Source organism: Vibrio sp. 704, from assembly GCF_033339295.1.
This window is the reverse complement of the sequence record NZ_JAWOUH010000029.1, coordinates 21,711-36,823: the sequence shown is the minus strand read 5'-3', so window position 1 is coordinate 36,823 and position 15,113 is coordinate 21,711. Positions and strand designations below refer to the sequence as shown.

At 46.4% G+C, this 15,113-nt stretch carries 12 protein-coding genes; 6 read left to right on the top strand and 6 right to left on the bottom strand.

Features of this window, described 5'->3' with window-relative positions:
- Positions 1-90: 90 nt before the first annotated feature.
- The 6 genes from R7R24_RS22930 to crp all read left to right on the top strand — a co-directional run bounded on the left by R7R24_RS22930 (position 91) and on the right by crp (position 5,704).
- Complete coding sequence (locus R7R24_RS22930) at positions 91-2,010, top strand: ABC transporter ATP-binding protein (protein ID WP_318119653.1); 1,920 nt, start codon at positions 91-93, stop codon at positions 2,008-2,010.
- Positions 2,007-2,495 carry a TIGR02444 family protein gene (locus tag R7R24_RS22925; protein ID WP_033907158.1) on the top strand — a complete coding sequence of 163 codons (489 nt, stop codon included), beginning with the start codon at positions 2,007-2,009 and terminating at the stop codon, positions 2,493-2,495. The genes R7R24_RS22930 and R7R24_RS22925 overlap by 4 nt, the downstream gene beginning before the upstream one ends.
- 87 nt (positions 2,496-2,582) lie before the next feature.
- Positions 2,583-3,590, top strand: a complete 1,008-nt coding sequence (locus R7R24_RS22920) for a hydrolase (protein WP_054579315.1) — start codon at positions 2,583-2,585, stop codon at positions 3,588-3,590.
- A gap of 33 nt (positions 3,591-3,623) precedes the next feature.
- Complete coding sequence (locus tag R7R24_RS22915) at positions 3,624-3,836, top strand: YheU family protein (protein ID WP_054579316.1); 213 nt, start codon at positions 3,624-3,626, stop codon at positions 3,834-3,836.
- A gap of 125 nt (positions 3,837-3,961) precedes the next feature.
- Positions 3,962-4,831, top strand: a complete 870-nt coding sequence (locus tag R7R24_RS22910) for a phosphoribulokinase (RefSeq protein ID WP_005381434.1) — start codon at positions 3,962-3,964, stop codon at positions 4,829-4,831.
- Between the two features lie 240 nt (positions 4,832-5,071).
- The gene (gene crp / locus R7R24_RS22905) at positions 5,072-5,704 is read left to right on the top strand and encodes a cAMP-activated global transcriptional regulator CRP (RefSeq protein WP_005381432.1); all 633 of its coding nucleotides are present in this window, start codon (positions 5,072-5,074) and stop codon (positions 5,702-5,704) included.
- A 136-nt stretch (positions 5,705-5,840) separates the two neighbouring features.
- Here the strand turns inward: crp and R7R24_RS22900 are convergent, their stop codons facing one another.
- The 6 genes from R7R24_RS22900 to R7R24_RS22875 form a co-directional block, all read right to left on the bottom strand.
- Positions 5,841-6,632 (bottom strand): DUF1338 domain-containing protein, encoded by a 792-nt coding sequence (locus R7R24_RS22900; protein ID WP_054579317.1) that lies wholly within the window; start codon positions 6,630-6,632, stop codon positions 5,841-5,843.
- Positions 6,633-6,880: 248 nt separating this feature from the next.
- The gene (gene astD / locus R7R24_RS22895; protein ID WP_054579318.1) at positions 6,881-8,338 is read right to left on the bottom strand and encodes a succinylglutamate-semialdehyde dehydrogenase; all 1,458 of its coding nucleotides are present in this window, start codon (positions 8,336-8,338) and stop codon (positions 6,881-6,883) included.
- Positions 8,339-8,366: 28 nt separating this feature from the next.
- Positions 8,367-9,386: an arginine N-succinyltransferase gene (gene astA / locus R7R24_RS22890; protein WP_005381422.1), complete on the bottom strand. Its 1,020-nt coding sequence runs from the start codon at positions 9,384-9,386 to the stop codon at positions 8,367-8,369.
- A 109-nt stretch (positions 9,387-9,495) separates the two neighbouring features.
- The gene (locus R7R24_RS22885; protein WP_005381420.1) at positions 9,496-10,707 is read right to left on the bottom strand and encodes an aspartate aminotransferase family protein; all 1,212 of its coding nucleotides are present in this window, start codon (positions 10,705-10,707) and stop codon (positions 9,496-9,498) included.
- 361 nt (positions 10,708-11,068) lie between these two features.
- Entirely contained in the window at positions 11,069-11,656 is a 588-nt protein-coding gene (locus R7R24_RS22880) for an aminodeoxychorismate/anthranilate synthase component II (protein WP_053303043.1), read from the bottom strand.
- Positions 11,657-11,845: 189 nt separating this feature from the next.
- Positions 11,846-14,797 (bottom strand): ExeM/NucH family extracellular endonuclease, encoded by a 2,952-nt coding sequence (locus R7R24_RS22875; protein ID WP_206947095.1) that lies wholly within the window; start codon positions 14,795-14,797, stop codon positions 11,846-11,848.
- Positions 14,798-15,113: the final 316 nt, after the last annotated feature.

The window sequence follows — 15,113 nt, the reverse complement described above, 5'->3', positions numbered from 1 at the left end:
AGATATATACCCAAGTGGCTTTAAAAACGATTGAAACCACTTCGCTATGTAACCAAGCAACGCGCACTGCGCAAAGTGAATGAAAACTTTATGATTACCTTCTCTGATATTCAGTTACTGCGTGGCGGTAAACCTCTTTTAGACCAAGCATCTGCGACTATTCACCCTGGCGATAAAGTCGGTCTTGTGGGCAAAAACGGCTGCGGTAAATCAACGCTGTTTGCCCTACTGAAAGATGAACTGTCAATTGATGCAGGCTCATTTAGCCAACCTCAACATTGGGAGTTGGCCTGGGTCGCACAGGAAACGCCTGCGCTAGAGCGCACTGCACTGGAATACGTCATTGATGGTGATCGCGAATACCGCGCTCTCGAAAAGCAGTTAGCTGAAGCAGAAACACAAGACAACGGAACCCTAGTTGCCGAGATACACGGTAAAATTGAAACCATTGGTGGTTACAGCATTCGCGCTCGCGCGGCAGAACTGCTCGATGGTTTAGGGTTCAGCCAAGAGCAAATGAGTTGGAGTTTGACCCAATTCTCGGGTGGTTGGCGTATGCGTCTTAACTTGGCTCAAGCGCTATTGTGTCGTTCTGATCTACTGCTACTCGACGAACCAACCAACCACTTGGATTTGGACGCGGTAATGTGGCTTGAACGTTGGCTACAAAACTACCCTGGCACGCTGATTCTGATCTCGCACGACCGAGACTTCCTTGATCCAATTGTTGGTCGCATCATTCACATCGAGAATCAGCAGCTGAACGAATACACGGGTAACTACTCGTCATTCGAAAACCAACGTGCGCAAAAAATGGTGTTACAACAAGCGATGTTTGAAAAGCAACAGAAGCAGATGTCGCACATGCAAAGCTACATCGACCGCTTCCGTTACAAAGCATCAAAAGCACGCCAAGCCCAAAGCCGTATCAAAGCTTTGGAGCGCATGGAAAAAGTACTGCCAGCTCAATTCGATAACCCATTTAGCTTTCAATTCCGTGAGCCAGCTGCGCTGCCAAACCCAATCATGATGATGGATGAAGTATCTGCAGGTTACGGTGACAACCTCATCTTAGAGAAGATCCGCTTGAACTTGGTTCCTGGCAGTCGTATTGGTCTACTCGGCCGTAATGGTGCGGGTAAATCGACCTTAATCAAGCTGCTCTCTGGTGAACTTAACGCGCAAGGTGGTGACCTAACTTACTCACAAGACGTGAAAATTGGTTACTTCGCTCAGCACCAGTTAGAAACGCTTCACCCTGAAGAAACGCCGCTGCAACACATGATGCAAATCGCACCCGATCAAACCGAACAGCAGCTACGTGATTACCTAGGTAGCTTTGGCTTCCAAGGTGACAAAGCACTAGAAAGAGTTGCGCCGTTTTCTGGTGGCGAAAAAGCCCGTTTGGTATTGGCTTTAATTGTGTGGCAAAAGCCAAACCTGTTGCTACTTGATGAACCGACCAACCACTTAGACTTGGACATGCGCCAAGCATTGACGATGGCACTGCAAACATTCGAAGGTGCGATGGTGATTGTTTCACACGACCGCTATTTACTGCGCGCTACGACCGATGACTTGTATTTAGTGCATGATAGACAAGTTGCTCCGTTCGACGGTGACTTAAATGACTATTACAAATGGTTAACCGAACAACAAAGAGCGGAACGCAAAGAAGCACAAGCCGCACAGCCAGCCAAAGATAGCGCCAACAGCGCGGCAGCGAAAAAAGAGCAAAAACGTCGCGATGCAGAGTTTCGAAAACAGACAGCGCCAATTCGCAAAACGCTGACACAACTAGAAAATAAAATGGATAAGTTAGGTGCTGCACTGGCCGAAGCTGAAGAACAATTGGCGGACAACTCACTGTATGCGGCCGAAAATAAAGCTAAACTTAACCAAGTGCTGGCACTTCAAGCTTCTAGTAAGGCTGAGCTCGAAGAAATTGAAATGGAATGGATGTCTGCTCAAGAAACATTGGAGCAGATGGAGCTAGAGTTTAATCAATGAGTAATCAACACGCTGAATACACACTCACCCTAGAACACCTTTGGCAGTTCAGTCTGCAATTTTATGGTGTGCGAGAAGTGAAGGAAGCGTGCTTATCATTGCAAAACAACTACCACGGTAACGTGAACCTACTCCTGCTGCTCAGATGGCTCGATGAGCAGCAACTCATTTTCCAAGAAAAAGACTGGCCCTTGGTGCAAGACTGTCTAGGTAGGAGCGAAACTTTACTTCACTCCTTTCGCGACCTTCGTCGCCACCTTAAGTCTCAAGTCAATGACGCTTTGTATCGTGAGACCTTGCAGTTTGAGCTGCAACTAGAAAAGCAGCAACAAGCGGATTTGGTGGACTGCATTAACTCACTTGCACTACTCAAAAATGATGGTGACCCACTGACGTTGAGATACTGTCGTCAACTCGGTGGGGAACATTTGCAGCAAGCCTTTGCTATTCCGGTGCCAAACATTCAACCACCAAAACGCCCATAAATCTGTAGAATACCTATAATCTTTATAAAGGATTATATTAATAAGTTCTTCAACGGACACCGAAGGACCGCATAAGAGCAGTTAGGTATGACACAATTTTTCCCAGCCGCCGGGATCAAAAACCCGCATCTCCAAACGCTTTTACCGCGTTTTATTCGCAAAAAAGCGTTATTTACGCCGATTTGGCAAACCCTCGATACATCCGATGGCGACTTTCTCGATCTCGCGTGGAGCGAGGACCCAACCCAAGAGCCTGCACAAAAAAAGCCGATTTTTGTTTTATTTCATGGATTAGAGGGGTGCTTCTATAGCCCTTATGCCAATGGGCTAATGAATGCATTTGCTCAATCTGGATGGCTGTCGGTGATGATGCATTTTCGTGGCTGCAGCGGTAAACCAAACAAAAAAGCACGAGCTTACCACTCGGGTGAAGTGACGGATGCTCGTTACTTCCTAGAGCACCTTGAACAACGTTTTCCTGATAATCCCAAAGTTGCAGTTGGTATTTCTCTTGGTGGTAACATGTTGGCGAATTATTTAGCCCAGTATAAAAACCACCCTATTTTGAATGCAGCGACTATTATCTCAGCGCCTTTAGACCTAGCGGCGTGTGCAAACCGTATAGAACAAGGCTTTTCAAAAGTGTATCGCCGTTACCTGCTTTCTTCACTGAAACGTAACGCGTTACAAAAGCATCATCTATTGCACGGCGAGCTTGCGCTGTCCTACAACTCAATAAAACGTGTCACTCGATTGTATGAATTCGATGATTTGATCACGGCACCACTGCACGGTTTTAAAGACGCACAAGATTATTACGATCAATGTTCTGGCTTAAGTAAACTACAGCAAATCACGCTACCCACACTGATCATCCATGCCAAAGACGATCCGTTCATGACCGATGATGTGATACCGAAGTTTGTTTTGCCAGATAACATTGATTACCGTCTCTTTGAACACGGTGGCCATGTTGGCTTCCTAACAGGAACGGCGTTAAAACCTAAGTTTTGGTTGGAGGAAGCGCTGCCCGCGTATTACGAAAGTATCGCCGCAGATTACCTTTCTGCTGTATCCAAGCAACGAACGCAGTAAACTAGCCGCTCATCATAAAAGTTAGAGGTATTTATGGTCATTCCATGGCAAGACATTGCGCCGGAAACATTGGAAAACTTAATTCGTGAATTCGTCTTACGCGAAGGAACGGATTACGGAACCGTCGAGGTTTCTTTGCAAGACAAAATTGATCAAGTTAAAGCTCAATTGGAAAAAGGTGAAGCGGTTATCGTGTTCTCTGAGCTACACGAAACCGTCGATATTCAGCATAAAACAAAATTTTAGACCCTTCACATTTTACCGTATCCCACTCGATGACAAGGTATTGTTACGTGCTATAGTGGGATATCGACCGTGCAGTAGTAACTCTACTGCACATTACAGGTAAGTAATTTTCGACAAGGTTTGTCATGTCAGCGAAACACCCAATTATTGCGGTTACTGGTTCGTCCGGTGCCGGCACGACCACTACATCTGAAGCCTTCCGTAAAATGTTCAATATGATGAACGTTAAACCCGCATGGGTTGAAGGCGATAGCTTCCATCGCTTTACTCGCCCAGAAATGGACATCGAAATTCGCAAAGCCCGCGAGCAAGGTCGACACATTAGCTATTTTGGCCCACAAGCTAATGACTTCCCGGGATTAGAAGAGTTTTTCCGTAAGTTCGGGCATGATGGTACTGGCAGCGTGCGCCGTTATCTGCACACGTTTGACGAAGCGGTTCCCTACAATCAAATGCCAGGCACGTTTACACCGTGGCAAGACTTACCCGAAAACAGCGACGTGCTGTTTTATGAAGGGTTACATGGTGGCGTGGTCGATGGCGATGTTAATGTTGCTCAACATGTGGATTTCTTAATCGGCATGGTGCCGATTGTGAACTTAGAGTGGATACAAAAATTCGTACGTGACACTCGCGATCGCGGCCATTCGCGTGAAGCGGTAATGGACTCAATCGTGCGATCCATGGACGATTACCTCAACTATATCACTCCGCAGTTTTCTCGTACTCACATCAACTTCCAGCGCGTACCGACCGTTGATACTTCCAACCCACTTAATGCAAAAGGCATCCCTAGTTTGGATGAGAGTTTTGTAGTGATTCGCCTACGCGGTATCAAGAATGTCGACTTCCCATATCTGCTGGCCATGATTGATGGCTCATTCATGTCACGCCACAACACGATTGTCGTACCCGGCGGTAAGATGAGCTTTGCAATGGAGCTCATAGTTCGGCCTATCCTACAACAGCTCATCGAAACAGGGAAAATTGGCTAAAAACCTGCCTGCGAAGATGTTTACTTTTCATACCGTGATCATGTGCACAGTTTTGCTTACAAAATCTCAATCATGGCACGATTAAAATCAAGAAATCGTTTTCGAAAAAGGATACTATTTCTTACCGAAACACAAGAGAGCTTGCAGCATATAAAAAGTGCTCTTATTCTAGTAGGCCTAATTCAGGCTTAGCTAAAATATGGATAGCGCAAGCGTACCCTGCAGAGGAAGTGAGATATTATGGTTCTAGGTAAACCTCAAACCGACCCAACATTAGAGTGGTTTCTTTCACACTGTCATATTCATAAGTACCCTTCAAAGAGCACGCTAATTCACGCGGGCGAAAAGGCAGAAACTTTGTACTACATCGTTAAAGGTTCTGTTGCGGTTCTTATCAAAGACGAAGAAGGTAAGGAGATGATCCTTTCTTACCTAAACCAAGGAGACTTTATTGGTGAACTTGGTCTATTCGAGGAAGACCAAGAGCGCACAGCTTGGGTTCGTGCTAAATCTCCTTGTGAAGTTGCTGAAATTTCTTTCAAGAAGTTCCGTCAGCTTATCCAAGTAAACCCAGACATCCTAATGCGCCTTTCTGCGCAGATGGCTCGTCGTCTTCAAGTAACTAGCCAAAAAGTAGGTGACCTGGCGTTCCTAGACGTAACTGGTCGTATCGCTCAGACGCTTCTGAACCTTGCAAAACAACCAGACGCAATGACTCACCCAGACGGCATGCAAATCAAGATCACTCGTCAAGAAATCGGTCAAATTGTTGGCTGTTCTCGTGAGACAGTGGGTCGTATCTTGAAGATGCTAGAAGAGCAGAACCTAATCTCTGCTCACGGTAAAACCATCGTGGTTTACGGTACTCGTTAATCTCGAACTAGAGTGACACGAACAAAATTATAAAAGCCACCAATGGCAACATTGGTGGCTTTTTATTTACTCATGACCAAATGAGATAGGGTGCAGCGAACACTAATGAGTAAGCTTAACAGGTTAACCCTAAAACTTAGCCATTCGTACTTTCAAAGATTTTGTCAGCTGAAGCGGCCACGAAACCTGGGTACAAATCACCATTTTCCATCGGATAGCGCTTAGCAAATTCATAAAACCCGCCAGGGATAATTTCAGTGCCTTCGCTAAAACGAACCGCTACTTTATCTGCCATGGTCGATGACTGCTCTAGCAACACCTCAGGAGTGCCCTTCACTTCACCACCATTTTCATTAATGGTAAACCCAGCGGTACGCAGATGATCGTTTACCTGCTTCACTTCTTCATATTCATTGAGTTGGTTAACGCTCACCGTGAAGTGGTTTGCTCCGTAACCATGCGCCGCAAGCCAAGATGCGTACTCACTTTCTTTAGCCAACGTTTGGTAATCAGCAAAGCTTAAATCCCACAAGCGTCCACCATGTAAGAATGCGCTATCGTTCAGCTTGTCAGCATCGACTTGTGCCACCAAATTTTTCACAATCTCTTGTAGCTCAGGCGAGCACTCTTCAACTTTTAGCTCACTAATAAATACTTTAGGTTGCTTCGGATCTGGGTGCTCATAGTGCTTAGCAATCAGCTTTTTGCTTTCGAAAACGTAATCACCACACGCCTTGTAACCAATAGCTACAAATGGCTTAGCTAGAGTTTCAATACCAAGAGGCGCGATATTGAAGGTACGTAAAGCTATATGATCATTAATCAGAGGCTCATCTTCTTGAAGCAGCTGATGCACTTTAGCCGCCGAAGGGCAAAGACGTTGAATGTAATCTTGCCATAGCGATTCAAATAACACATCGGGCGTCATAACGACTCCTTGTTACGAGATGTAGAGTTTAAAGGTAAGCGGAAGTTGGCTGCTCGTTCACAACAAAAGTTGTCCAGAATAATGAACGAGCAACCATCAACCTGTGACGGTAAATGCCAGTCAGTCAACACGCTTTTCCGAGTCTTTGCTCACTTTTCGTGTTCTGCCAACGATCACTACAACCCATACCTAAATGATGCGCCGGCAAGGTGAGCCGCAATGCATAGTTGCGACTCTATTATTAAAACTTATAGCGCTACACCTGGACTCAATGTTGCAGGCAAGACAGTCTCTTGACCTTCCATTGATGCCATTGGGTACGCACAGTAATCTGCTGCGTAGTAAGCGCTTGGGCGCAAGTTACCCGACGCCCCCGGACCACCAAATGGCGCATCACCGCTTGCACCAGTGAGCTGGCGGTTACGGTTCACGATACCTGCACGAATGTGGTCAACGAAGTATTCCCATTCTTGGTCGTCGGTTGAAACCAAACCAGCAGATAAGCCAAAGCGCGTATCGTTTGCTAGCGCCACGGCTTTGTCTAATCCTTCGTAGCGCACCACTTGCAGAAGTGGGCCGAAGTACTCTTCATCTGGTAACTCAGCAATGTTCGTTACATCAATGATGCCTGGAGAAACAAACGCCGCCTCTCCTGCTTTCGCTTCAATCAAGCTTTCACCGCCAAGAGACTGTAGATTAGCTTGTGCATCAAGAATAAACTTGGCTGCCGCGACCGAAATTTGCGGTCCCATAAATGGCGCAGGTTCTGCAAATGGTTGGTCTACGCGAATATTGCGTGTCGCTTCAACGAGCTTGGTGATAAGCGCATCGCCTTTTTCACCCAATGGTACATACAAACGACGAGCACACGTACAACGCTGCCCAGCACTGATAAACGCTGACTGGATGATGGTATAAACCGTGGCATCCAAATCACCGTATTTATCAGAGATCACCATCGGGTTATTACCCCCCATTTCTAGTGCGAGCATCTTGCCCGGTTGACCAGCAAATTGACGGTGTAATACATGCCCCGTATTCGCGCTACCCGTAAACAGTACGCCATCAATGCCTTTAGCGTCAGCGAGGGCGATACCAGTTTCTTTCGCGCCTTGGACAAGGTTAATCACGCCTTTCGGCAGACCGGCTTCTTCCCATAGCTTCATTGCCAATTCACCCGTCCATGGCGTTTGCTCAGACGGTTTGAAGACTACCGTGTTACCAGCCAGTAGCGCAGGCACAATGTGACCATTTGGTAGGTGGCCTGGGAAGTTGTAAGGACCAAACACCGCCATCACGCCCAATGGGCGGTGGCGCAATACGATTTGGTTGCCTGCTGCTTCACGGCTCACCTCACCAGTGCGGTCATGATAAGCGCGAATCGAAATGGCAATTTTACCTGCCATGGCTGCTGCTTCAGTGCGCGTTTCCCAAATCGGCTTACCGGTTTCTTTGGCAATCACTTCGGCGATTTTTTCGCTGTTCTCTTTTACTTTCTCCGCAAAAGCCAACACGATTGCCTCACGCTCTGAAAATGGGCGCTTTTTCCAGTCAATAAACGCTTCACGCGCTGCAGATACCGCCTGGTTCACCTGCTCTGCCGTTGCACCTTTGCCTTGCCAGATCACTTCTTGGTTGTACGGCGACAGAGACGTAAATGCTTCACCCTGACCTTGTACCCATTCACCTGCAATCCAATGTGTCATTGTTTCTATCCTTAAATTCTGTCGTCTGTTACTGCGGAAGAAGGCGAACGAAATCCCCTTCTTCAACCGAAAGTGCATCCGCAACGTCTGGTGCGATCATTACGCTCTGTGTCTCTGCGTCATACGCCGCCTTAGTGACTGTCGCACGGAAGTTCTCGAAAGATGAATTACACATCAAGAAGTCTTGTGTGCTGGAATGTTCAGAGATTTTGACTTGCGCGCGGAATGAATGACGTACCGACTCAATATTACGCAGATCACACTCAACCGTTGGGCCACCATCGAAGATGTCGACGTAGCCTCGGTTGGTAAAACCTTCACGCTCAAGCAGCTTCAGCGCTGGACGCGTGTTGTCATGTACTTGACCAATCACGGCTTGCGCTTCTGGGCTGAGCAGGTTGATGTAAATAGGCAGTTTCGGCATCAAGTCGGCGATAAAGCCTTTCTTGCCGATACCTGTCAGGTAATCTGCAAGCGTGAAATCGATAGAGAAGAAATGCTCTTGAAGCCATTGCCAGAATGGTGAATTACCCTCGTCGTCTGAAACGCCACGCATCTCCGCAAAGATCGTTTCAGAGAAGCGCTCTGGGTGCTCTGCCATCATTAGGAAACGACACTTCGACATTAGACGACCATTCAGACCTTGGCGGAATTTCTCACGCAAGAACAAGGTACAAATTTCGCTGTTACCCGTGTAGTTATTACCAAAAGTAAGCAGTTTAACGACGTTGTTAACGCCAAGCTTTGGCGACGAGTGCACGACTTTACTAATGTGATATGAGTAAAATGGGACATCCCAGCCGATAGATGCTTCGATTCCGGTGGTACCCGCAACCTCACCCGTTTCAGAGTCAAAGCCAACCATCAGGTAGCCTTCATCGCCTGGTTCTGCCACATCTGGCTTACCAAAGCTGTACTCTGAATGTTTGATTCGATTGGTTAACAGTTCTTCGTTAACCGGTAGAGATGTAAATCCGTGACCAGACTCCACCGCACAAGTGTGCAGTGCGTCGTAATCCGACATCGCGATAGGGCGAACTACTAGCATCAATACTCCCTCCAGATGCAAGAAGATCCTAACTATATTGTAGGAACAATTCCCCCATCAGAGATCCTTGACGGGGGTGTCTGCGTTGACGTTTAAACTGATATCGCGCTTAAACTAAAGTCGCGATCGCTTTATCCAGTTTCGCCAAGCCTTCTTCAATTTCTTGTTGTGTGATAACGAGTGATGGTGTGAAACGTACGACATTGGCACCCGCAACCAATACCATGAGACCTTGTTTACCTGCAGCAACCAGCACGTCACGCGCACGGCCTTGCCATTCTTCATTTAGTGCAGCGCCAAGTAATAGGCCTTGACCGCGCACTTCTGAGAAGATGTTGTACTTCGCGTTGATCTTCTCTAGACCTTCACGAAACATTGCTTCGCGTTCTAGCACACCAGCCAACACCTCTGGCTTAGTAACTTCATTTACAACCGCTTCTGCAACCGCACACGCTAGTGGGTTACCGCCATATGTAGAACCGTGAGTGCCCACTTTCATGTGCTCTGCCAATTTTGCTGTCGTTAGCATTGCACCGATTGGGAAACCGCCACCAAGTGATTTCGCAGTACTTAGAATATCTGGCGTGATACCTAAACCTTGGTAAGCGTAGAAGTTACCTGTACGGCCATTACCAGTTTGCACTTCATCGAAGATCAGTAAGGCGTTGTGTTTGTCACACAGCTCGCGAACCGCTTGAGCGAACTCAGGCGTTGGTGGCACGATGCCGCCTTCACCTTGTAGTGGCTCCATCATGACCGCACAAGTACGATCAGACATGTGTGCTTGTAAAGCTTCGATATCGTTGTAAGGAAGGTGTGTCACGTCGCCTGGCTTAGGACCGAAGCCGTCAGAGTATGCCGCTTGGCCACCAACCGTTACGGTAAAGAATGTACGACCGTGGAAACCTTGTTTGAATGCAATGATTTCAGATTTCTCAGTGCCATGAACGTCTGCTGCATAACGACGTGCCAGCTTCAAAGCGGCTTCGTTTGCTTCTGCGCCAGAGTTAGCAAAGAACACTCGCTCAGCAAAACTCACTTCTGTTAGCTTTTTCGCCAGACGAAGGGCTGGTTCGTTCGTCATAACGTTACTTAAGTGCCAAAGCTTGTTAGCTTGCTCTGTTAGCGCGTTTACCATTACTGGATGACAATGGCCAAGACAGCTCACTGCAATACCACCAGCAAAGTCGATGTATTCATTACCTTCCTGATCCCAAACACGTGAACCTTCACCTTTAACAGGGATCATTTCCATCGGGTTATAGCAAGGTACCATTACCTCATCGAATAAACCGCGCTCTACTTTAATTTCCGTTGTCATTGCACATTCCTTCTTGATACCGCATGCGTAGCAGATAAGCGAATTTAACCGGCTCTCTTTGCCAGCAAATAATGTTTTGCATTTAAGCTATTGCGGCATTGTATTTACATTTAATTAACCATTTCAATAGTGATTTATTCTTTTCGTTCTCGAAAGCAACTTCCATTAATCACTGCTTATGACTATTTATGCATCAAGAAAGTAAAATAGAGAAGTGATTTTTTATAAATGTTATGTAATACAGGGGATAGAAGGTTTAAAAAGACATGAATAGACAAAGAGACTCGAGAGAATCGCATAGTTTTGCAATCCGCTCACCTCAGCAAAAAGATGAATGATTTGTTAAGAAAAGTGATCGCGATCAGATCGCTTTGCGTGCTAAAAAGTTCGCAAGCAACTCGTGACCTTGCTCAGTTTTGATTGATTCTGGGTGGAACTGCACCGCATCAATTGGCAAGGTTTTATGTTGGTAACCCATTATTTCATCCATGCTTCCGTCAGGCAGTTCTGTCCATGCGGTCAGTTCAAACACGTCGGGTAAAGTACCGTTTTTCACCACAAGAGAGTGATAACGGGTTACCGTGAGTGGGTTATTCAGATTTTTAAACACACTGCGACCGTTGTGACGAATTGGTGAGGTCTTGCCGTGCATCACTTGTCGAGCACGTACCACTTCCCCTCCAAACACTTGTGCAATCGCCTGATGACCAAGACAAACTCCTAGGATCGGCAACTTACCAGCGAAGTGTTCTATCGCTTTCAGTGAAATACCTGCTTCGTTCGGCGTACATGGCCCTGGCGAGATCACCAAATGAGTTGGGTTGAGCGCCTCAATGCCTTGGATATCGATTTCATCGTTACGCACCACCTTTACGTCTGCACCAAGCTCGCAGAAGTATTGGTAAAGGTTGTAGGTAAAAGAGTCGTAGTTATCGATGATCAACAACATAAAGGGTCGGTTGCTCCAATCCGTTTTGGCAATGCTTACGTAGTGAATCGCCACGTTCGTGACAATCAAGGGCGGTATTTTGCTATACCAAGCAAGAAAGGCAAGTTTTTGCTGAATAAAAAGGCCAGCATAGGCTGGCCTTTGGTCTTTACAGCTATTTAGGAACTGTTTGTCAGGAAGTAAATTCGCTTAGCGGCGACGACGGAATAAGCCGAGACCTAGCAGCGCAAATAGCGCGCCAAAGCCAAATGAACCACCATCATCATCATCGTCTGATGGGTTAGTGCTCGACGGCTCTAGCGTAACATCGCGAGAATCACTGAACTTAACCGTGTTACCGGTAGAATCTGTCACTTTCTCTTCTAGAACGTACTGACCTTCCGTTGGTGCTTTGTCGAATTCCACACTCACGCTACGAGCATCAATGTCTGTTTGTGTCAGAGTTGCACTCGCTTCGTAATCATCAGTATCAGACGTTGACGACGCCGCTTGAGTTGCTTCCGTTAGGCTTACCGTCACGATATCACCGACAACTGCGTTTGGTGGTAGACGAACTTCCACTGCTAGGTTTTCACCTGAGCTTGGTAGATCGATATCTGTATCTGGTAAATCAATCGCGATGATCACTGGATCGTGGTCAGAGGCAGAGAACGCATCTTTGTACTTCGGCATATCACCTGTGTACTTGCTGCTGTATTCGAACAAGTTACTCTCTAGTGAGTTGATGTGCCAATCTTCAATTGCTACCACTTTTTGCGCTAGGCTGCTGCTTGCCAATGCGTGGTCCAAATTACCCAGCTCGCCCGAATAGGTGTAAGAAAACGTATCAGTGCCGTGCAGCAACGTGTTTAAATTGTGCAGACCGTAACCTTTTTCAATTTTGGTCTTCTCTACTTGAAGTTCACCATCACCAATGGTTGTGTAAGCAGCAGTATAAATGTCACGGCCGTATTTCTCTTTCGAGTAATCAGTCAGTGTCAGAAGTGGGTCTTCCATGCCATAAGCATTGAGGTCGCCCATGAGCAATACATCGCCTTTCACCTCTTTCAACGCTTCACCCACTGCGTGCGCAGCAGAAACGCGGAAGTTGTTACAGTTGCCTTGCAGATCCGCTGGCTCAGAATCTTCTACACCAGCAATCCACTCTTCAATACACTCAGAGCCTTTCGACTTAAAGTGGTTTACGACAATAGACAAATCTTCACCCGTCTCTTTCACCGTAAAGGTCTGAAGTAGACTATGGCGTTGGTACTTATCGTAAGCAGGGTTACTTTCTGTGCCCTCTTTACGAGTAATTGTGTTTTCTGCAATGTGCTGCTCTGGCGTGATGATCACTTTTGCAGCGTCTTTTGGCGTTACTGCGTTAGCACGATATAAAATCGCCACCATGATCGCATCACTGCCAAAGTATTCGTCTTGGTATTTGTCTTGCTCTTCGATTTCGACATACGTGTAATGAGCTTCAGCGTCATCAATCTCAGCATTTAGGGCATCAACTAAGTTTTGGATAGCACTGCCATCACCAAAGCCGTTGTTTTCCACTTCCATCAAACCAATGATGTCAGCGTCCATCTTGTTCATCGCCGCAACGATTTTCGCTTGTTGGATCAGGAACTCATCTAGGTTAGTCGCACCACGGTTTTGTCCGGTTGGGTTTTCATGGCCACTGTCAGCCACGGAGTTGAAGTAGTTCAGTACGTTGAAGCTTGCAATACGCAAATCTGAGTTCGCAATCGCTGGGGCATCTTTACGAGCCACATCGAAGCCTTCACCTGAAGTCACAAAGTTGGTGTTATCGACTTCATTGGTCGCAATCAGGCGGTATTCGTTGTAGCTGTAAGCCACGACACCCTGAAGACCTTCTACTCGAGAACCAAGGCGAATGTGCTGCTCTGAAGAGCCATCTTGGTCTGCATCTTTAGCAAAATCTGGGTAGTATGGGATTTGGCCGTTTGGTGCTTTGCCATCTGATTCTAGGTATACGCGGTTTGCTGCGTTGTCTTTTGCTAGCTCAACGGCTGCATCGCTCTCTGCCGCGTGTAATTGAGTCGGCTTTAACAATGGCGCTTCATGAGAGAGCATCATATTGTTACGACGTGAATCGTAGTCGTAAGAGAAGTTGCGAGTTACAAACAAGTCACTTGCCGAGGTCAACTCAACTTGCATCCCTTCATGACGCTCAAGCGCATCACGTAGTGTCTCACCTTCTTTGATAACAAGATCGGTAACTCGAGAGGTTTCAGAGGTGCCTGTTTTCACATAGCTGTTAGCATCAGAAGCAAGCTGAGTATTGCTGTAATACTCTTGAACTTTACCTTTCACACAAACAACGTCACCAGCTTTCAGCGCCGTGTCTGCCGCGTCAGTATGAATGAACAAGCCTTCTGAGGTCTTGTCGTTGTTGTCGCTTTCTAATGCTTGTAGGTAGAAACCTTTGGTTAGGCCAGTGGTAACAGCAGTCACGACACCCGTTACGAAATGATCTTCGTCAGTAATGTATGGGTAACCATCAATGAATGGAGACGTATCGCCTTCACCTTGAATATCTTGGATGGTAGTGAAGTTAGGTTGCTGACCGTCGACTTCACAAGCGAATGGTGCTGGTGGCTCAGTCGCATTTAGCTCACCAAGGCCGTCAATGTTGTCTTTCTCAAATGCCGTCCACTGAGATGCATCATAAGTAGCAGAAGGGGTTAGTGCATCACTGTTACGAACTAATGTGGTGTCTTTACCAAAATCTACGTCACCCATCACACCGATGATGTCGTGCACTTCACCATCTTTAAGCAGTGCGATCGGGTCGTCACCGTTAAAGTTCGCAACGCTTTTATCTGTGATATCCGAGACAGCTTTGATGGTATCGCTCGCGTCACCATGCGCCAGTACATACACTTGGTTAGCTTGTAGCGTCACTTGGCTAAGGTCGAATGTGCTACCCCAAGTACCACCACCGTTTGATGATTTCGCCAACTCGTAGCCAGTGAGTGTCACCGCAGTATCACCCGTATTAGCGATCTCTACCGCTTTATTATAAGCGCCGCCTTCTACGTATTGGGAAATAATAATCTCTGCGTTCGCGTTTGCACTAAGTGCACTGGCGATGGTTAATGCGAGTATTGAGGGTTTGATTAACGTGTCCATTGTCATACCTGATATTTATGTAAATGCAAACTTAGCTCTGGTTAGAGCCTGCCATTTGCGTCTACTATCAGGTTTATTTATGAAATAAATAAGAATGAGTAATTAAAGCCGTGAAATGAATCACATGTGAATATAAGAAAATATGCCAGAGCATCCCATTCAAACATTTTTTGTAATAAATACAGAGCGCTATTGATAAACAAGTCAGAATTTAGATTGATTACTCAGTTTACTTTTTCACTTCATGTTAAGGAGTAGAAAATACATCACTTGTTGAGTTGCTTATTAACCCAACCATTCCTGTTACAAATAAAAA